The organism is Tahibacter amnicola (genome assembly GCF_025398735.1).
GTDB classification, from domain to species: Bacteria; Pseudomonadota; Gammaproteobacteria; order Xanthomonadales; family Rhodanobacteraceae; genus Tahibacter; species Tahibacter amnicola.
In genome coordinates, this window is the sequence record NZ_CP104694.1 from 693,898 (window position 1) to 714,888 (window position 20,991).

Here is a 20,991-nt window from a genome sequence, read left to right on the forward strand (position 1 = left end):
CGCTCGTTATACTAGCGCGCTTCGCAGCATCTTCCGTGAGCCAATCTATGTCCACGCCCACATTTCAGGACATTATCCAGACCCTCAACCGCTACTGGGCGGAACAGGGCTGTGTACTGATCCAGCCGCTGGATACCGAGGTGGGTGCCGGCACCTTCCACCCGGCCACATTTCTCCGGGCGCTGGGGCCCGAACCCTGGGCGGCCGCCTACGTGCAACCTTCGCGCCGTCCCACGGACGGGCGCTATGGCGAAAACCCCAACCGGCTTCAGCACTACTATCAATACCAGGTGGTGCTCAAGCCCAATCCGGACAATATTCTCGATTTATACATTGGATCGTTGCGTGCGCTGGGGATCGACCCCCTCACCCACGACCTGCGCTTTGTCGAGGACAACTGGGAATCACCGACCCTCGGCGCCTGGGGCCTGGGCTGGGAAGTCTGGCTCAACGGCATGGAGGTGACGCAGTTCACCTACTTCCAGCAGGCCGGTGGCCTGGAATGCCGGCCGGTGACCGGTGAAATCACGTACGGCCTGGAACGTCTGGCCATGTATCTGCAGAACGTCGACAACGTCTATGACCTGGTCTGGACGCAGGCGCCGCACGGCGTGGTGACCTACGGGGATGTCTTCCTGCAGAACGAGGTGGAGCAGTCCACTTACAACTTCGAGCACGCAAACGTCGCCGAGCTGTTCCACTGGTTCGACGTGTGCGAGGGCGAGGCGAAGAAACTCGTCGAGGCCGGCCTGCCGCTGCCCGCCTACGAACAGGTCTGCAAGGCCTCGCACAGCTTCAACCTGCTCGATGCGCGCCGTGCCATCAGCGTGACCGAGCGCCAGCGCTACATCCTGCGCGTGCGCACCCTGGCCCGCGCGGTGGCCGAAGCCTATTACGCCCAGCGCAAAAAGCGCGGTTTTCCCGGATTGAAGGCGCGCGCGGAGGCGGCCCATGCTTGATTCCCTGCTGATCGAGATCGGCACCGAAGAACTGCCGACCCGCACCGTCGACGAGCTGGCCCAGGCGTTTGCCGGCGGCATCATCGAAGGATTGAAAAAGCGCGGTTTCGCGGTCGATGGCGAGGCTGCCAAGGTCTACTGCTCGCCGCGCCGTCTCGCGCTGTGGCTAGCGGGCGTCGCCGATGCGCAGCCGGACCAGGCCATCGAACGGCGCGGTCCTGCGATCGCCGCCGCGCTTGATGCCAGCGGCCAGCCGACCAAGGCGCTCAGCGGCTTTGCCGCGTCCTGTGGTACCACGGTCGAGGCCCTGCAGCGCCTGGAAACGGACAAGGGCGCCTGGTTCGTCTACCGGGCCGAGCAGCCGGGACAGCCGCTGGCGGCGCTGCTGCCCGATGTCATCGGCGAGTCTCTCAAGGCGCTGCCGGTGCCAAAACCCATGCGCTGGGGCGACCACGACTACGCCTTCGTCCGGCCGATGCACTGGCTGGTCATCCTGCACGGCAGCCGTGTCATCGACGCCGAGATCTTCGGCATCGCGAGTGGCCGCGCATCCCGGGGCCACCGCTTCCACCACAGCGGGCCCGTTGCGGTCGACAGCGCCGATGCCTGGCTCGACGCCCTGCGCGGTGCGCGCGTACTGGCAGATCCGGCCGAACGACGCCAGCGCATCCGCGACGAGGTGGAGCGTGCCGGGCGCGAGATCGGCGCCACGCCGCGCCTGCGTCCGGAGCTGCTCGACGAAATCGCCAACCTCACGGAATGGCCGGTCGCCATCCGCTGCACCTTCGAACGTGACTTCCTGCGCGTGCCGCAGGAAGCGCTGATCATGACGATGGAGACCAACCAGAAATTCGTCCCCGTTTTCGACGCGGCCGGCAAGCTCACCGAGCATTTCATCGGCATCGCGAACATTGAAAGCGCGGATCCGGCGGAAATCCGCAAGGGTTACGAGCGCGTGATCCGCCCGCGTTTCGCCGACGCGCGCTTCTTCTACGACGAAGACCTGAAGGCCCCGCTCGAATCGCACCAGCCGACGCTCGCGAACGTCACCTACCAGCAGGCGCTCGGCTCGGTCTGGGACAAGACCATCCGCGTCGCCGAGCTGGCCCGCACCATCGCCAACCGCGTCGGTGTCGACGCTGCACTGGCCACCCGTGCGGCCGGGCTTGCCAAGTGCGATCTCATGACGCGCATGGTCGGCGAGTTCCCCGAGCTGCAGGGAACCATGGGGCGCTACTACGCGACCGCCGGGAACGAGCCGGCAGAGGTGGCCGAAGCGCTCGATACGTTCTACCAGCCGCGATTTGCCGGTGACGGCATCGCCCCCGGCCGCGTCGGCCAGGTGCTGGCCGTGGCCGAGCGCGTGGATACGCTGTGCGGCATCTTTGCGGTTGGCCAGAAGCCGAGCGGGAACAAGGATCCGTTCGCCCTGCGCCGTGCCGCCCTGGGCCTGGCGCGGACCTTGATCGAAAGCGGCCTGTCGCTGGACCTCCCCGCTCTCCTGGCGGACGCACTCGGCCAGATCCCCGAATCCGCCCTGGCCGCCGGAATGCCCAAGCCGAAGGAGGGCGCCCCTGCCTTTGACGCCGGTCAACGTCGTGCGGAGCTGGGACGCGAACTCTACGACTTCGTGCTGGACCGTCTGCGCGGCTACTACACCGACCTGGGGATCGCTCCGGATCTGTTCGAGGCCGTGCGCGCCCTGGCGCCGGGCGACCTGTCGGACTTCGACGCACGCCTGCGCGCCGTGGGTGAGTTCGCGCGCCTGCCCGAGGCGGCGGCCTTGGCCGCGGCGAACAAGCGCATCGGCAACATCCTGCGCCAGGCCGGCCAGGTGGAGTTCGGGCAAATACAGACGAACCTGCTGGGTACCGGCGCCGAATCAGGCCTGCACGACGCCCTGGTCAACGCCCAGGCCGCCACGGCGCCCCTGATCGCCGACCGGACCTACGTGGCGGTTCTCAAGCGGTTGGCAGAGCTGCGCGATCCGGTCGATGCCTTTTTCAACGACGTCATGGTCATGGCGGACGACGCAGCGGTCCGACAAAACCGTCTTACCCTGCTTGCTCAGTTGCGCCAGTTGTTCCTCCACGTGGCCGACATTTCGGTCCTCCAGGCCGCCTGATCCGAGCCTTCCGGGTGCCGCCCTTGCGGGCGGCGCCTCGCGGTCGTCACCGGGCCGCACATTCTGCGCGAACGCGCCGCAGGGATTTTCTATACGAATTCCTTCGTATTGTGCCGGAACAGGCGCGAAATCGTCGATATCGGCGAAACCGCGGCAATACGCAGCGGTATTCAGCAAATACCCACAACGCGGTTGACGTGGAATAACGGTTTCATTACGTTCGCCCGCTGGGAGTGCCGAACGTCATGACCCGTATGTAACGGCCGTGATTTTGGCGACTCAGGGTACGCGGAGGGGTCCGCCGTCCTGGGGTTGTAACGAAGTGGGGTGTTCGCGCTTGAGGGAGCGCATGGGGCTGGCGGCGGTTCGCAAGAACCGCCGTTCTCTTCGCTCGCGTCGTCGTCGTCATCTCCTCCAGTTCTTCTCCTAACCGGCGACAGGGGCCGGCTCGTCGTGCTCGCGCACGCTTTCGCGGGGTACGCGGTTCAGTACCGCGGTACACAATTGGAGGAGTCACCATGTCCACGTTGACACACGGCCGGAGCGGGCGTTCCTTCCGGCGTTCCGCCCTTGTCCTCGCCCTGGGGGCAGTTATTGCCAGCGGCGCCGCACTGGCCCAGAAAGCCACCGGGGAAATCTTCGGTCACGCAGGCGCTAATGCCAGCGTCACGATCGAAAACACCGATACTGGCCTGACGCGAGAGATCACCGCCGACGCCAGCGGTCGGTTCAGCTTCAGCCAGCTGCCGACGGGCCATTACCGGGTCACGAGCGACGGTGCGACAAGAGATGTCCAGGTCAAGGTAGGCACCGGCAGCGAGGTCAACTTCGCCGACAAGGACTCCCAGAAGCTGGAGGCCATCGAAGTCACGGGTAACGCCATCAATCCGATCGACGTGTCGTCTGTCGAGTCGTCAACGGTGTTTACGGCAGACCAGATCGCCGCGCTACCTGTCGCGCGCGACATTTCCTCCGTGGCGCTGCTGGCGCCCGGTACGGTCCGGGGCGACAGCGGATTCGAATCGCTCGGCGGTGGTCCTCTCGCGTCCTTTGGTGGTGCGTCGGTCGCCGAGAACGGCTACTACATCAACGGCTTCGACGTCACGAACATCCGCAACTTCACGTCCTTTGCGAACCTGCCATTTGAGGCGATCGGCGAGCAGCAAGTGAAGACCGGCGGCTATGGCGCGGAATTCGGCCGCTCGCTGGGCGGCGTGATCAATATCGTGACCAAGCGCGGCACGAATGAATTCAAGGGGGTGTAAGCCTCTACTGGGAGCCCAACTCACTCAGGGAGCAGGCGCCGGACGTTCGTGACGCCGAAAATCCGGACGACTACTACAAATACACCTCGCACGACACCGAAGACTCCATCACCTACAACATCTACGGCAGCGGACCGATCATCAAGGACAAGCTGTTCTTCTTCGCGCTCGCGGAAGGTCAAGACGTAGACCTGGGCAACTACGCAGCTGATGACATCGCGTCGCGGAATCGCTTCCGTCACAACGACAAGCCGCACGGAATGGTCAAGTTGGACTGGAACATTACGGACAGCCACATCGTAGAAGTCACCGCGATCTCCAACCGCAACTACTACGACACGGTGATTTACGAAAACGACGAGCCCTACAGCCTCGTCAATGCGACCCGGCTGGACAAGTACCAGCTTCGCTACGGCGGCGAAGTATACATGGCCAAATACACCGGCTATCTGACTGACAACTTCACGGTGAGTGGGCAGCTTGGCCAGCTGGAATACCTCAACGCGTCGCGTGTCGGGATTCCACCGGGTGCTGATTGTCCGCGCGTCCTCGACGGTCGTGCCGGCGGCGCCCTTGTCGAGCTGGGATGCTGGACCGCCGCAACGGTCGATGACGCCAACGCGCCGCCTGCCCGCGACCAGCGACGCGCCGGTCGCCTGGATGCCGAATGGCATGTAGGAGACCACGCTATCCGCTTCGGTTACGACAAGGAAAAGTTCAATTCCACCAATGTCGGAACGACACAGTCAGGCGGTGAGTACTGGCGCTATTTCGCGCGGCCGGCAAATGGGATGGTCAATGGTGCCGCGTTGCCGGCAGACGCCACAGCCTACGTGCGACGCTGGGTGCGCAATACCGTCAGCGGGGCCTACGACGTCCACAACACGGCCGCCTACGTCGAAGACAGCTGGCAGGCAACAGACAATTTTGTGGTCTATGCCGGTATCCGCGCAGAAACCTTCGATAACCGTAACGCCGAAGGTGAAAGCTTCGCCAAGGCCGACAATCAGATTGCCCCGCGCATCGGCTTCTCCTGGGACGTCAACAACGACAGCACCCTGAAAGTCTTTGGCAATGCGGGGCGCTACTTCATCCCGGTAGCCGCCAACACGAATATCCGGGCTGCCGCTGCGGAATACTTCAACACGGACTATTTCACCTTCACCAGCATTGATCCGGTGACCGGTGCGCCGGTGGGGCTCGGCCCCCAGTTGGGGCCGGACGTGCTTGCCAGCAGCGGGGTAGCGCCGGTTGCCGCGACCGTGACCGCCGCCAACCTGAAGCCGATGTACCAGGACGAGCTGATCCTGGGCGTGCAACGCGCATTCTCCGACTCGTGGTCGGGCGGTGTGCGTGGCGTCATGCGCGAAGTCAAGAATGGCATGGACGACTTCTGCTACGCCGGTCCGTTCGCAAAATGGGCGGAAGACAACGGATTTGATGACTTCGACTATCACACCGTCCCGGACTGCGTGATTCTCAATCCCGGCAAGGACGCAGAGTTCGCACTCGATCTGCAGGACGACGGCACTCTCACAAATGTCGTGATCCCGGCACGCTATTTCGGCCTTCCGCAGTATCGCCGCAAGTACACAGCCATCGAGTTCTTCTGGGAAAAGGTATGGGATGGAAAATGGTACCTGCAGGGGTCGTATACGATCGCGCACAGCTTCGGCAACGTGGAAGGCTATGTGAATTCAACGCTGGAGCAGGACGACGCCGGCCTGACACAGGACTTTGACTTCGCGTCCTTTACCCATGGCACCTACGGCAATCTGCCCAACGATCGCCGCCATGCCATCAAGCTGTTTGGCACCTACCAGCTGACCGATGACTGGCGCATCTCCAGCAACTGGATCTTCCAGTCCGGCCGTCCGCGCAGCTGCTACGGTTTCGTTCCGGATACCGTCCCCGATTTCAACGCTCCCGACGGGACAGCAGCCAACGGATCCGGCAGGTACACCTCCGCCTCCAGCCTGTACTGCCTCGACGAAAACGGCAATTCGGTTCTGCGTCCACGTGGTTCGTTCGGCACGACACGCTGGATCACACAGATCGACCTGTCAGTGGCCTGGACGCCGAAGATCGGCGAAGGCAACCTCATTCTCAAAGCTGATGTGTTCAACGTGTTCAACGCGAAGCGTCCGACGGATTACAACGAGATCGGCGATCGCACGCGCGCCACTCCCGAGCACAACCCGAACTTCGGATTGCCCGCGAGCTACCAAACCCCCCGCTACTTCCGCTTCACCGCCCGCTACGACTTCTCACTCTAGCGCGGGCACCCCGCGGTGGCAGACCCGCCGCGGGGCAGCAAAGCACTCTCCATTAGGCCGTCGCGGGATGCGACGGCCATTCTTTCCGGGTAGCGGCCTGTAGCCATCAAGGCACTCCGGCGTGCGACGGGAAGATGGCGCACCGGTGACAAAATGTCACGGGTTTGACGAATCCCTCTTCGACGACGCAGGTGGCCGCCGCGATGTTCAGCTGGCAGCTACTTAGCATCGCTGGGCCGAAGAGCCGGACAGGCGACATTGCTGCGATGTCGCGACCGTCTAACCCTGGAGGAGGGGAAAATGCAAGGACACAACAAAGGATCTGGTGCGCGCCGCACCGGAAGCGTCTGGTGCTGGGCGATTGCCGGGCTGCTCGCCGCGCCGCTCGCTACGACAGCGGCCACCAACGCCAGGCAAGGTTATCGCGAGGAAGCCACGCCGCACGTGCAGGTGGGAACCATCACGCCGGATCGCTTCGTACCACACACGCAATCGTTCGACGTCCATATCGACTACGACCTTCCGCCACCGGCGGTCGAGCGCAGCAGCCTGGCCTGCGACATCGCGCCGTTCACCACGGCCAGCGGCACGGCGCTGGTCGACCTGGTCAAGGCATCAGATGTCACCGGCTGTATCTACAGTCTCTTCGACCTCACTGGCACCACGGCCGGCCAGGTGTTCAACGAGGCCAAGATGATCACCGTCGCCAACGCGCTGACGGAGATCGCGCCGGCCTATCCGGGCAACAACACCACCAAGATGTGGCAGCTGGTGATGTTCCTGCGCGCCGGCTTCTATGTGCAATACAACAATGCCACGGCCGTCGGCAACTACGGGCCGTCGCTCGACCAGGCCGTGAACGCTGCCCTCGATGCGTTCGCGCTGACCGAACACCTCGACGCCATCAACGCCGAGAACGGCACGCAGCTGTATGAGCTTCTGGTTCTGGTCGACAGCGCCGATCTCACCGGACGCCAGTTCAACCTGTTCAAGCGCGTGCTCACGGACTACTCGCCGGCCTACCACCCCCAGGCGAAGATGGTGACCGCGGTCAATCGCGTGTTCACGGACCTCTACTATGGCCAGTACAAGCCCGGATTCCAGAGCGATGTCGAATCGGATCCGAGCATCATCACTGCGCTGAGGGCCTTCATCGAAACCAACACGGCCAACGCGGGCACGACCTATGAGTACCTGCTCGTCAACGCGACCAACGAGTTCGGCCGTTTCATCCGCTACCCGGGCGTGTACACGACGGTCAAGGAAAAGCTCAAGTCCATCCTCGATACCTATCCGATGATCGGCCTTGGCGGCGGCATCTGGATGGCGGCGGCCGGCATGGTCGACTATTACGACGGTGCCAACTGCGCGTACTACGGCGTCTGCAATTTCAAGCAGACGGTGATGGCGCAGTTGCTGACGATCACGCATCCGTGCAGCCCGACGCTGGCGCTGCGCGCGCAGAACCTGACCGCTTCGGAAATCGCCGACACCTGCGCCAAGGTGGCGGGCGAGGAAACCTACTTCCACCAGGTGATGCAGACCAACAACACGCCGGTCGCCGACGACCAGAACACGTCACTGACCATGGTCGTCTACGACAGCAGCTACTACTACAAGGCGTATTCCGGCGTGCTGTTCGGCCACAGCACCAACAACGGCGGCATTTACATGGAAGGCACGCCGTCCTCGGCGGGCAACCGTCCGCACTTCTACGCCTATGAACGCGCTGCGACGGCGAACTCACCCTGGGAGATCTGGAACCTCACCCACGAGTACATCCACTATCTCGACGGGCGCTTCGACATGTACGGCGGTTTCGGCAGCTACCCCACCAGCGCGCCAAACTCCGCGGTCTGGTACATCGAAGGCGTCGCCGAGTACTTCTCCTATACCTATCGCCAGCTGACCTATGCCGGTGCCGTCACCGAGGCACTCACCCAGCGCCTGCGCTTCCGCGACATGCCCGCGACGATCTACAACACGGACTACAACCGCATCTACGGCTGGGGCTACCTGGCGGTGCGGTTCCTGATGGAGCGCCATCGCGGCGATATCGACAGCCTGCTGGCCCTCTTCCGCCAGGGCAATTACGCGTCCTACCCGCAGTGGGTCAGCACGATCGGCGGGAACTACGACGTGGAATTCCGCCAGTGGCTCAGCTGCTTCGCCGGCCACAACGGCGATACGAGCCAGTGCACGGATCTGGACAAGCTGTTCGCCAACGGCTTCGAGAATCCGACGCGCCATTGATAGCCCCACGGCGTGCGGGAATGGCCGTTTCGCCGGCCATTCCCGCGTCCGCCCGTTCCGGCGGCCACCTTGCACGCGCCAGCGGCTACACTGCGTGTCGTTGTGACTACCCCGGCGTGCCGGCATGGCGTTGATTGAAATTCTCGCGGCGACGGCCGTCGTGCTGCTCCTGCTCGTGGTGATCCTGCAGGCGATGGCATTGCGGCGACACCAGGATTCGTCCGATATCCTCAAGCCCGCCATGGAGTCGCTGCGGTCAGACAGCGATCGCCTGGAGCGGGTCCTGCGCGACGAACACCGCGCAGCGCGCGGCGAGCAGTCGGTGGGCATGGAACAGCTGCGCGACAGCGTGCAGCATCAGTTCGCGCAGCTGGCGCAGGCCCAGCACCTGCGTATCGAAGGGTTTGCGCAACGTCTCGACCAACTCACCACGCGGACGGACTCGCGGCTGGAGTCCCTCCGGCTGGCGCTGCAGGAGGACGCGCGCAAGGCGCGTGAAGAGGGTGCGCAGTCGCTGGCGCGGTTCGGCGACCTGCTGCAACAACGCCTGGCTCAACTCTCCGAGCACAGTCAACAGCGCTTGGCTGAAGTGCGCGGCACGCTGGAGACGAAGCTGGCGGAACTCCAGGCCGACAACGCGCGCCAGCTCGACGCCATGCGCGTGACCGTCGACGAAAAATTGCATGCGACGCTGGAAACCCGGCTTGGCGAATCGTTCAAGCTCGTGTCAGAACGGCTGGAAATGGTCCACCGTGGCCTGGGCGAAATGCAGGGCCTCGCCGCCGGCGTCGGCGACCTCAAGCGCGTGCTGAGCAATGTGAAGACGCGCGGCATCCTGGGCGAGGTGCAGCTCGGCGCCCTGCTCGAACAACTGCTTACCACCGACCAGTACGCCAGCAACGTAGCCACTGTGCCGGGCTCGACGGAACGGGTGGAATTTGCCATCCGCCTGCCCGGCCGCGACACCGATGCGCCGGTCTGGCTGCCCATCGACGCCAAGTTCCCGCGCGAGGACTACGAGCGGCTGCTGGATGCGCAGGATCGCGCCGACGCCGAGGCCAGTGCCGCAGCGGCGGCCGCGCTGGAGCGCCGGGTACGTGAAGAATCCAAGCGCATCCGCGACAAGTACATCGCGGTGCCGGCGACCACCGACTTCGCGATCCTGTTCCTGCCGACCGAAGGGCTCTACGCCGAAGTGATCCGTCGTCCCGGATTGTTCGAGGCGCTGCAGCGGGATATGCGCGTTGTCGTCACCGGCCCCACGACGCTCAGCGCCACGCTCAACAGCCTGCAGATGGGATTTCGCACGCTGGCTATCGAAAAGCGTTCCAGCGAGGTCTGGCTGCTGCTGGGCGCGGTCAAGACCGAGTTTGGCAAGTTCGCCACTGTGCTGGAAAAAACCCGCAACCAGCTGGATACGGTGCGCAACAGCATCGACGCAGCCGGTGTGCGCACGCGTGCGATCGAACGCAAGCTGCGCAGCGTCGAGCGCGTATCCCAGGAGCAGAGCCAGGGCCTGCTCGGCGAGGGGGCCTTGGCCGAGCCGGACGAGGGCGTCAACGCCGACGCCTGAGACAGCGTTGGCGTCGGTCTGACGCACGGGCAGGCTACCATCGGGTGCCGACCCCGTTCCGGATGCTGGTCCGTTCCCAGCCCGTGCCTGACCCTGTCCGTTCCTGCCTGGGAGTCCCTATGCGCTACCTGCTCGCCTCTGCCATTGCTGCCAGCCTCAACGCGGTTGCCGCCGATGCCCCCGACTATTCGCTCACGGTCTACAGTTCAGCCCGGCCCGGGCAGGTGAACACCGAATCGCTGGCCAACTATGGCGGCAACTTTCCGGGCTTCGCCCTCGTGCGCGACAGCCGCAAGATGACCTTGCAGGCGGGCGCCGGCGTGCTGCGGTTTACCGATGTTGCCAAGCGCATCGATCCGACCACGGTCGCATTTGAAAGCGTCACCGATCCGGCGGGCACCCGGGTGCTCGAGCAGAACTACCAGTTTGATCTGGTCAACCGCGAAAAGCTGCTGGAGCGCTATGTCGGCCAGGCCATCACCGTCGAACAGGAGCGTGGCGACACGGTCGAACGCCTGTCGGGCACGTTGCTCTCGGCAGCCGACGGCACGCTGATTCTGCAGCGCGATACTGGGGAGGTGGTCAGCATCGGCGCCTACACGAATGTGCTGTTCCCCAGCCTCCCCGGCGGCCTGATCACGCGGCCGACCCTGGTGTGGCTGGTCAACGCCAAGCAGGCGGGTACGCATGACACCCGCGTCAGCTACCGCACAGGCGGCATGACCTGGTGGTCCGACTACAACGTCACCCTCCGCGAGCAGGGCGACAACTGCACGATGGACCTGTCAGCCTGGGTGACGATCGTGAACCAGTCCGGCGCCAGCTATCCCGCGGCGCAGCTCAAACTGGTGGCGGGGGACGTCAACCTGGCGCCGGGCCCGCAGGCGCCGGCCGCGCCGCGCAAGATGGTCATGATGGACCTGGCCGCCGCCGGTGCAGAGGCCGATGGTTTCCAGGAATCGCAATTGTTCGAATACCACCTGTATACACTGGGGCGTCGCAGCGACCTGCCGGATAACTCCACCAAGCAGCTGGAGCTGTTTCCGTCAGTGTCCAACGCGGCCTGCCGCAAGCAGCTGGTCTTCACGGCGGCGCCGCAACCGTGGGCGTTCTGGTCTTCGCCGATCACGGATCAGGGTTACGGCGCGACGACGTCGGGGACCGTCGGCGCCTATCTCGAATTCAAGAATGACGAAGCCAACAGGATGGGCATGCCGCTCCCCGCCGGGCGCCTGCGGGTGAACCAGGCATCGGTTGACGGGAATCTCGAGTTCGTCGGCGAAGACGTCATCAAGCACACGCCGCGCAACGAAACATTGCGCGTGAAGCTGGGCAACGCCTTCGACATCGTCGGCGAGCGCAAGCAGATGAGCTTTAACGTTGATTCCGGCGCCAAGCACATCGACGAGAGTTTCGAAATCAGCGTTCGCAACCGCAAGAAGACACCGGTCAAAGTGGTGGTCCGCGAATATCTGTATCGCTGGAGCCGCTGGGAAGTGACCTCAAGGAGCCACGAGTTCGCCAAGCGCGATGCGGCGACGATCGACTTCCCGCTCGACATTCCCGCGGACGGGGAGGTGACGGTGAAGTATGGGGTGCGGTATAGCTGGTGACCGCGTGATCCACATTCCCGGAGCCGGAGCGTTTCGCCTGTCCTTTGGCCAGCCGACCGCCCTCCTGGCCCTTGCACCAGGCGGGCGCACCTCCGTGTGCGTCCCGTTCGGGAGCCGATCTGCTAGCGCCTGACCGACTCTCATCGGATCAGAAGCGGCGCGTCATCTTTGCGCGCAGCAGCAGCAACGGCAACGGCAACGGATGCGTTGGTCCTGTACGGGGCTGTGCGGCATGCAGTGGGACGGATGTCCGGAACCGCGATTTCGACGGGTGGCACCAATTGCCATGGCCATACGGTCAAATTTGATGGCTGGCACCATTTCGTCGCGCGTGCGATTCGATGGTGGCACCAATTGCCATTGCCATACGGTCAAATTTGATGGCTGGCACCATTTCGTCGCGTGTGCGATTCGATGGGTGGCACCAATTGCCATTGCCATACGGCCCAATTCGATGGCTGGCACCAACCTCCCCGACCCCAACCTCCGTCCGGCACCAACCTCCTGATCCGGGCTGATGGCGCGCCGCCCGGGAGGACCTCAATCCGCGCTCGTATCCTTCATCGCCACGGCCTTGACACCGATTTCGACGAGCGACTTCTGTGCACTTTCCACATCGCTGGCACTGGTGTACGGGCCGACGCGGACGCGGTACCAGGTCTTGCCGTTGAGGTCGGCGGCCTGGATCTTGGCGACAAAGCCGGAAAGGGCGAGCTTGGCCTTGAGTTCCTCGGCGGACTTGGGTTCCGGATAGGAGCCTGCCTGGAGGATGTAGCGTCCGGCGGGAGCGACCGGTTCGGGCGGCGTGGTGGCACCAGGGTTCTGGGCGGCAGCCTGCTGGCGTTGCTGTTCGGCGCGTGCCTTGGCACTGAGCTCGGCATCGGGAATGGTGACTTCCTTCTCGGGCAGAACCGAGTAGAAGTCATAGGTCTTCTTGGCGCCGGACTTGCGCGCCTCGTCCGCGACGGCCGGGTCGCTGGCCTTGGGGGCGACGGCTTCGGCGTTGGGCTGGGGCAGGTTCGACTTGCGCAGTTCCGGCAGCCAGTTCTTCATCCACATCACACCTGCCAGGCCCAGGCCCAGCAGCACGCCGACGCCGACCCACACCCATGCGGGCCAGGCGCTGCTTCCGCCGCCGGTGCGTGTGGCCTGCTTGCGTTTGGCTGCCATTCTCTCGAACTCCACAATGCCGCTTTGTCGTCGTCGCCGGCTCCGGGCGACGCGATTACATGCTTTCCGGTGCGCTGACGCCGAGCAGGTCCAGGCCGTTGGCGATCACGACGCGGGTGGCCTCGGCCAGTGCGATGCGAGCATCGCGCACGTCGGCATCATCGACGATGAACTTGCTGTCGTCGTGGCGGCTGGCGTGGTACCAGCCGTGGAACGCCGCGGCCACTTCGCTGAGATAGGTCGCCACCAGGTGCGGCTCCAGATTGAGCGCTGCGGTATCGACCACTTCCGGGTAGCGCGACAGCATGACCATCATGGCCAGCTCGAATTCATTCTCGAGACGGTGCAGGTTGGCCAGCCCGTTCTCGTGATTCCACGCCAGGCCCTGATCCGCCAGCTGGCTGTGCACGCGGCAGACGCGCGCATGGGCGTATTGCACGTAGTAGACCGGGTTGTCGGTCGACTGGGAGCGCGCCAGGTCGATGTCGAAGGTGAGCTGGGAGTCGGTCTTGCGCGCGGCGAGGAACCAGCGCGTCGCGTCACGTCCGACCTCGTCGATCAGGTCGCGCAGGGTCAGGTAGCTGCCGGCGCGCTTGGAGAGTTTCACCTCTTCGCCGCCGCGCATCACGGTGACCATCTGGTGCAGCACGTACTCGGGCCAGCCCTTGGGAATGCCAATGTCCAGCGCCTGCAGGCCGGCGCGCACGCGCGTGACGGTCGAGTGGTGGTCGGCGCCCTGCTCGTTGATCACCCGCACATAACCGCGCTTCCACTTGGTGACGTGGTAGGCGACATCCGGCAGGAAGTAGGTGTATCCGCCCTGCGCCTTGCGCATGACGCGGTCCTTGTCGTCGCCGAAGTCCGTGGTCTTGAGCCAAAGGGCGCCGTCCTGTTCGTAGGTGTGACCGGCGGCGATCAGCGCCTGGACGGTGCCTTCGACCAGTCCGTCGGAATACAGCGATGACTCCAGGTAGAACTCGTCGAACACCACGGCAAAGGCACGCAGGTCCAGGTCCTGCTCGCGGCGCAGGTAGGCGACGGCGAAACGCCGGATTGCGTCGGCGTCTTCGGGATCGCCGGCCCCGACGACGTCTTTGCCGTCGGCGTGAACGGTGTCGCCGGCGAGGTAGCTCTTCGCCACGTCGAGGATGTAGTTGCCCTGGTAGCCGTCCGCCGGCCAGCCCGGTTCGCCGGGGGCGACGCCCTTGACGCGCGCCTGTACCGACAGCATGAGGTTTTCGATCTGCTGGCCCGCGTCGTTGTAGTAGAACTCCCGCGAGACCTTCCAGCCCGTCGCATCCAGCAGGCGGGCCAGGCTGTCGCCCACCGCGGCGCCCCGGCCATGGCCGACATGCAGCGGGCCGGTGGGATTGGCCGACACGAACTCGATCTGCACGGCCTTGCCGCCGCCGGTGTCGTTGCGACCGTATGCGCGGCCGGCGGCCAGGATGTCGCGCACCTGCGCGCGGTAGGCCTCGGGGCTCAGGAAGAAATTGATGAAGCCGGGACCGGCAATCTCGACCTTGGCAATCTGGTCGGTGGCGGGCAGCGCATTCACCAGGGCCTGGGCCAGGTCGCGCGGCTTCTTGCCGGCCGCCTTGGACATCAGCAGGGCCGCGTTCGCCGCGAAATCACCGTGATCCTTGCTTCGCGTGCGTTCAATGACGAACGCCGTGGAAACGTCGGTCGGCACCTGGCCGTCACGCTGCAGCGTTGCAACCGCCTGCAGCACCTGGTCGCGGAGAAAATCTTTCACGGGAATCGCCAGTGCGGATAAAGACCGGTCATTGTATGTCGGCCGTCGCCAAGCCCCAAATCAATCGCACCGGAAAGTGGGTGATGCGTTGCAACAATTCCTTCATGGACGATGCCTTGCCGGTCACAGCTGTCGCTGGCGACAGCTACATGCGCCAACGAATTGATGCGTGTCGGAAAATGCCGGGCTGTGGAGCGGCTTGTGGATAACCCTGTGTGCAATCGCCGCCGCCGAACCGGCGGTCCGCCTGAAGACCGGCCGGTGCTTTCGTAAAGCATGTGTCAAAATCATTCAAAAACAGTGACTTATGGCACGACTCCGGTCAGCGCAACGAAGTCGATGCAAGATCGCGGCACACCCCTGTCTCCATGTGAATAACTGCGCAAACGTACAGCTTGCGCGGGGGTGGAAACCGCGGATTTGCCGGGCCCGCCGGCCGGATGCTGTCGTGCAACTGTCATCTGTCGCTCGACGGCTTGTAACAGCCGGGGTCTACGCTTCCCCGGGTCACCAGCCGGCCACGGCGAGGCCGGAACCCTCCGCAAGGACCCGCGGTCGAGCCTATCCATTCGGTCGCTGACGCAGGATGCGGTACCCGGCACAGGGACGTGCCGCAAGGATGCAGCAAGGACAGAAGCAAGGCCCGGCGTGCGGGATGCGCACGGCGCGCCGCGGTGCACGGAAGCGCCAACATTCAGTGGCCCGGGCCGGAACAGGCGGCCCGGGCCGGACGGTCACGACGTGTTTGAAAGATTAGTCAGCTCGCGCTGGGCTTCGGCCAGAAAGGCCTTTTCCTTGCGGCGGTAATAGGCCGGTGACACCTTGGCCCGCTTCTGCATGCTTTCAAACACGTTGCGCGCCTCGGCCAGGCGACCCAGCCGCTTGAGCAACTGGCCATAGCGCAGACGCGCCTCCTCGCCCGGATAGCTCGTCGACAGTGCCTCGTACTCGCGCACCGCGCGATCGTTCTCGCCCAGCTCTTCCAGGCAGCGGGCCATCATGAAGTGCACGTCGACCGACTGGTGCTGCGGGTTGGACTGGATCAGCGTATCGAGCGTGTCGCGCGCACCGGCGTACTGCTCCAATCCGATCTGGGCCTGCGCCAGCGAATACAGAAACAGCGGATCTGTCGCGTAGAAACCCTTGAGGATGGAGCGATACAGCTCCGCGGCATTGGCGTAGTCGCCCAGGCGCAGGCTTTCCTCGGCCAGCCGGCGCCGATTCTCGACGGTGTCCGCCACTTCCAGTTCCTGGGCGATCCGGCGCCGTTCGCGCTCCGGATCGATGCGTCTGGCAACGTCGCGCACCATGCGGCGGCTGGACGGGTCGTTGCGCAGGTCCGGAATGATCTGGGTGATGATGTAGACGGCGGCCCCGAGGAACTGGCCCAGCATGATCAGCCAGATCCACCAGTAGGGACGGCCAGTACGCACCAGGTGGATCAGACAGACGAACTGCAGGGCGACCGAAATGGCGATCAGGAAAGGCATGGCACGGCGGAAAAACGGCGACGAGGCGCGTGATCTTGGCCGCCGTCGGCCCCGCACGCAAGCATAGGCGCACGGGGCCGGCGTACTGTTTACTTTTTCAGTGATGCTTCGCGGGCGGCGCGGAATTCACTGTCGGCCGACCACTGTGGCCAGCCCGTTTCCCCGGCCAGCTTCTTGCCGACGGCGTATAGCGCCTGCACGTCGGCGATCACGCCGTCGAGCGGCAGGTCGTCGCGGAATTCATCGCTGACCTGGTGGTAGCGGTTCTTGGTGTAGTCGTCGAACGCGACGCGGCCGGCACTGTCCCCGCCCTGTTCGAGGTCGGTGCCGCCCTTGGCGTAGAGTGCCGGTACGCCCTTGCGCGCGAAGTTGAAGTGATCGGAGCGGAAGAAGTGCCCCTTCTCCGGCGTCTCCTCGGCTGTGGCAACACGGCCCTGCGCCGCCAGCGCCTCCTTCATGTAGCCGTCGAGTTCCGATTGGCCGAAGCCGACGATGGTCATGTTTCTCGCCTTGCCGACCAGGTACATCGCGTCCATGTTGATATTGGCCACCATGCGCGCGGGCGGCACCGGCGGATGAGCCGCGAAGTACTTGGATCCGAGCAGGCCCGACTCCTCCAGCGTCACGGCGACGAACAGCACGGATCGCTCCGGCGGGGGCTGCTGACCACCGAAGGCTTCGGCGATTTCGATCAGTGCGGCAACACCCGTTCCGTTATCCACGGCACCGTTGTAGATCTGGTCACCCTGCAGCGAGGTGTCCTTGCCCAGGTGATCCCAATGCGCGCTGTAGACGATCGTCTCGTCGGCACGCTGGGAGCCGGGCAGCAGGCCCACGACATTTTCCGAGCTGCCTGTCGTGATGGTGCTGGTCAGGTTGACCGACAGTTTCGATTTGAGCGGAATCGCCTTGAAACCGCGTACATCCGCGGTCTTGCGGATCTCATCGAAATTGAGCCCGGACTTCTCGAACAATCGGTGCGCGCTCTCGTTGGTCAGCCAGCCGGCCACTTCCATGCGGGGCGCCGGATCTTCGCTGCTGGGCAGGTCGTGCTGCGGGCCGCTCCAGCTGTTCTCGATCACGCCCCATCCGTAACCGGCCCCGGCCGTCTCGTGCACGATGAAGGCGGCGGCTGCGCCGCGGCGGGCGGCTTCTTCGAACTTGTAGGTCCAGCGGCCGTAGTAGGTCATCGCACGGCCCTTGAACAGGTCCGGATCGTTATTGGCAAATCCCGGATCGTTGACCAGGATGATGACCGTCTTGCCCTTGAGAACGAGGCCGTGGTAGTCGTTCCAGTCCTGCTCCGGCGCGTTCACGCCGTAGCCGACGAAGACGATGTCCGAATCCTTGAGCGATACCTGCGGCTTGGCCGCCAGCGTACCGACCACCATGTCCTTCTTGAATGCGAATTTCTCCACGCCCGATGGCGTGGTCACGTCCAGGGTGAGGTCGGTGTTGGTGAGCCGCGTGGACACGGTTGGCACCGACTGGAACCAGGACCCATTGTTGCCGGGCTTGAGGCCGGCGCGCTCGAACTGGTCCTTGATGAACGCGGTGGTCAGGCGTTCGCCCAGCTCGCCCGGTTCGCGTCCTTCGAACTCATCGGAGGCGAGCTTCTTCAGGCGGGCACCAAAATCGGGTGCGGTGATCTCGGGGCTGTAGCGATGGTTGATCGCGTCCGGCGCCGGCGTCGGAGCGGGCTTGACCTCGGCTGTAGGAGCCGGTGACGGTGGTTCAGCCGGAGGCGGCGCCTCGTTGGTGCAGGCGGCGAGGAGCAGGGCGATCGCGCCCGCCAGTGACAAATGGCGCATGAAGCCTCCCAGGTCGAGCAAAAACTCGAGTGTAGGAGGCCTCGACGGGTGAGGCCAGACCAGAAGTCATGGCCTGGCCCAAAAGCGGGGCGACCCGGCGAAACGGGCCGCCCCGCGGAAAGCGCTTACTTGGGCGACGCACCGCTGAACGGCTTGGCGGTGGCGCCGCTGATCGCCCCCACCTTGGCAGTGTCGCTGACGTAGAGCTCGACTTCGCGGCGGAAATCCAGCCGTCCTTCCACCACCGCATTCGGCCCAATCACGATGCGCGGGGTCTTCTGCTTGCCCCAGTTGAAGCCGCTGGGCTTCTCAACCAGGATGCCGCCCTGGATGTGCGAGTCGGCGCGGATGTCGATGTCACCGGCGACCGTCTCCACGCGGCCCTTGACCCGCGCCGCGTCGATGTCGATATGGCCGTTGACGTTGCTGACATCGCCGCCAATATCGGCGCCGCGCCTGGCTTCGATCGAGCCGTTCACCGCCTCGACGCTGTGGCGGACCGTGGTGCGCTGGCCGATCGTGATGCCGCCATTGACGGTTTCCAGCGAGTCGGCGCTGGCGTCATCACCCAGGGTGACCTCGCCGTTGACGGTTTCGATGGCGTCTGCCTTGGCGTTGTCGCCCAGCGTGACCGAACCGTTGACGGTTTCCAGGTCGCCGCCGGCCTGGCCGGATTCGATGCGGATGGAGCCGTTGACCTTGTCGATGTCAGGCCCGGTCACACCCGCCATGGCGGCGGTCGACAGGGCGGCGGCAAGGGCAAGGACGAGGGCGCGAATGGTCATGGCGGACTCCTGCAGCAAGATGCGTTGGGTGTGGATCCGAACCGGCGGCGGCCAGTTCGGGTTGCAGCCTTCGATGCGCCCTTCGCCAAAAGGGTTGCAATGCGGCGCGCGGGATTTTCGTTACCATGCCTGATCCTTTCCCGCTGTCTGCCTGCCGTGACCACTCCCAAGCCGGTTCTTCTCCTGATTCTCGATGGCTGGGGCCATCGCGTCGAAGCCGATTACAATGCCATCGCGCTGGCCCGCTGCCCGAACTGGCGCCGCCTGGTCGCCACCTGCCCGCACGCCCTCGTCGACACCCACGGCCTTCATGTGGGGCTGCCGGATGACCAGATGGGCAATTCCGAGGTCGGCCACATGAATATCGGTGCCGGCCGGATCGTCTACCAGGACCTCACGCGCATCGACCAGGACATCCGCACCGGCGACTTTGCGCAGAACGAAGCCCTGGTTGGTGCCTGCACCGCCGCGCGCGCCGCGGGCGGAACGCTGCACCTGTTTGGCCTGGTGTCGCCGGGCGGCGTGCACAGCCACGAACAGCACATCCTCGCCATGATCGACATGGCGGCGAAGCAGGGCGTCGAGCGGATTGCGGTGCATGCCTTCCTTGACGGTCGCGACACACCGCCGCGCAGCGCCGAGCCATCGCTGCGCCTGCTCGAGGAACGCTGCGTGCAGACCCCGGGCGCGTCCATCGCGACCGTCAGCGGCCGCTACTACGCCATGGATCGCGACAAGCGGTGGGATCGCGTGCGGCTCGCCTTTGATGCGATCGTCGATGCCCAGGCGGAATTCCACGCGGCCTCGGCCGTGGGCGCGCTGGCGGCCGCCTACGGGCGCGGCGAGAACGATGAATTCGTCAAGCCGACCATTATCGGCAGTGGCGCGTCCTTCCGGGACGGCGACGCGGTCGTCTTCATGAATTTCCGCGCGGACCGCGCGCGCCAGTTGTCGCAGGTCTTCACCGATCCGGGCTTCGACGGGTTTGCGCGTACGCGCCTGCCGGTGCTCTCGGCCTTCGTGACGCTCACTCAGTACAGCGCAGACCTTGCCGTCACGGCCGTGGCCTACCCGCCGCAGTCGATGGCCAACACCCTGGGCGAATACCTGGCGGACCTGGGCAAGACGCAGTTGCGTATCGCCGAAACCGAGAAGTACGCCCACGTCACGTTCTTCTTCTCCGGCGGACGCGAAGCGCCTTTCCCGGGCGAGGAGCGCATTCTCGTGCCGAGCCCGAAAGTGGCCACGTACGATCTCAAACCCGAAATGAGCTGTCCGGAGCTGACAGACCAGCTGGTCGCCGCCATCCTTTCCGGGCGCTTCGACTTTATCGCCTGCAACATCGCCAACCCCGACATGGTCGGCCACACCGGCCTGCTGGACGCCGCGATTGCCGCCGTGGAAGCAGTCGACGTCGCCCTGGGACGGATTGAGGCGGCGATTCGCCAGGCTGGCGGCGCCCTGCTGATCAGTGCCGATCACGGCAACCTTGAACAGATGCTCGACGAGAACGGCCAGCCGCATACGCAGCATACGGTCGGACCGGTGCCGCTCGTCTACGTCGGGGCGGGCAACGCCCGGGTTGCCAGCGGCGCACTGCGTGATCTGGCACCCACCGTGCTTTCCCTGATGGGCCTGCCGCAACCGGCGGAAATGACCGGTCGCCCGCTCGTGACTTTTCAGTAGGAAACGTCGTGACGACGGACCCTGCGCTTGAGTCCGCCGGACCTGCGGGATGGCGCGCGTTGTCACGATCGCGCGAACAGCAGCCGGGCCCGCTGCCAAAAGGCGACAAAGTGGCGATTGTCGAGTCCGGTGTGCATCGCCCTTCACCCTGCGTCGACATGTCATCCGTTCACGAATCCCGACGGGGGAACGGCTCTTGCTTTCTCCTACGTGAAGGCCGCATCAACGT

General features: G+C 64.6%; 13 protein-coding genes. 8 read left to right on the forward strand and 5 right to left on the reverse strand.

Features of this window, described 5'->3' with window-relative positions; genetic code table 11:
• Positions 1-47 precede the first annotated feature (47 nt).
• The 7 genes from glyQ to N4264_RS02920 all read left to right on the forward strand — a co-directional run bounded on the left by glyQ (position 48) and on the right by N4264_RS02920 (position 12,064).
• Positions 48-959 carry a glycine--tRNA ligase subunit alpha gene (gene glyQ / locus N4264_RS02890; protein WP_261695571.1) on the forward strand — a complete coding sequence of 304 codons (912 nt, stop codon included), beginning with the start codon at positions 48-50 and terminating at the stop codon, positions 957-959.
• Positions 952-3,084, forward strand: coding sequence for a glycine--tRNA ligase subunit beta (gene glyS / locus N4264_RS02895; RefSeq protein WP_261695572.1), 2,133 nt, complete (start codon positions 952-954; stop codon positions 3,082-3,084). Before glyQ ends, glyS begins: the two co-directional genes overlap by 8 nt.
• A gap of 518 nt (positions 3,085-3,602) precedes the next feature.
• Positions 3,603-4,349, forward strand: a complete 747-nt coding sequence (locus tag N4264_RS02900) for a TonB-dependent receptor (RefSeq protein WP_261695573.1) — start codon at positions 3,603-3,605, stop codon at positions 4,347-4,349.
• A 260-nt stretch (positions 4,350-4,609) separates the two neighbouring features.
• Positions 4,610-6,625: a TonB-dependent receptor domain-containing protein gene (locus tag N4264_RS02905; protein ID WP_261695574.1), complete on the forward strand. Its 2,016-nt coding sequence runs from the start codon at positions 4,610-4,612 to the stop codon at positions 6,623-6,625.
• A 300-nt stretch (positions 6,626-6,925) separates the two neighbouring features.
• A complete protein-coding gene (locus tag N4264_RS02910) occupies positions 6,926-8,878 on the forward strand; it encodes a collagenase (RefSeq protein ID WP_261695575.1) in 1,953 nt (650 codons plus the stop codon).
• Between the two features lie 124 nt (positions 8,879-9,002).
• Positions 9,003-10,451: a DNA recombination protein RmuC gene (locus N4264_RS02915; RefSeq protein WP_261695576.1), complete on the forward strand. Its 1,449-nt coding sequence runs from the start codon at positions 9,003-9,005 to the stop codon at positions 10,449-10,451.
• A gap of 119 nt (positions 10,452-10,570) precedes the next feature.
• A complete protein-coding gene (locus tag N4264_RS02920) occupies positions 10,571-12,064 on the forward strand; it encodes a DUF4139 domain-containing protein (RefSeq protein WP_261695577.1) in 1,494 nt (497 codons plus the stop codon).
• Between the two features lie 540 nt (positions 12,065-12,604).
• On the opposite strand, the gene N4264_RS02925 is transcribed toward N4264_RS02920, so the two are convergent.
• The 5 genes from N4264_RS02925 to N4264_RS02945 form a co-directional block, all read right to left on the reverse strand.
• Entirely contained in the window at positions 12,605-13,234 is a 630-nt protein-coding gene (locus N4264_RS02925) for an SPOR domain-containing protein (RefSeq protein WP_261695578.1), read from the reverse strand.
• Positions 13,235-13,289: 55 nt separating this feature from the next.
• Positions 13,290-14,990: an arginine--tRNA ligase gene (gene argS / locus N4264_RS02930; RefSeq protein ID WP_261695579.1), complete on the reverse strand. Its 1,701-nt coding sequence runs from the start codon at positions 14,988-14,990 to the stop codon at positions 13,290-13,292.
• Between the two features lie 734 nt (positions 14,991-15,724).
• Positions 15,725-16,480, reverse strand: coding sequence for a tetratricopeptide repeat protein (locus N4264_RS02935; RefSeq protein WP_261695580.1), 756 nt, complete (start codon positions 16,478-16,480; stop codon positions 15,725-15,727).
• An 89-nt stretch (positions 16,481-16,569) separates the two neighbouring features.
• Entirely contained in the window at positions 16,570-18,291 is a 1,722-nt protein-coding gene (locus N4264_RS02940) for a M28 family metallopeptidase (protein ID WP_261695581.1), read from the reverse strand.
• Between the two features lie 125 nt (positions 18,292-18,416).
• Positions 18,417-19,076: a DUF4097 family beta strand repeat-containing protein gene (locus N4264_RS02945; RefSeq protein ID WP_261695582.1), complete on the reverse strand. Its 660-nt coding sequence runs from the start codon at positions 19,074-19,076 to the stop codon at positions 18,417-18,419.
• Positions 19,077-19,232: 156 nt separating this feature from the next.
• Between N4264_RS02945 and gpmI the strand changes: the two genes are divergently transcribed.
• Complete coding sequence (gene gpmI, locus N4264_RS02950) at positions 19,233-20,762, forward strand: 2,3-bisphosphoglycerate-independent phosphoglycerate mutase (RefSeq protein ID WP_261695583.1); 1,530 nt, start codon at positions 19,233-19,235, stop codon at positions 20,760-20,762.
• Positions 20,763-20,991 lie beyond the last annotated feature (229 nt).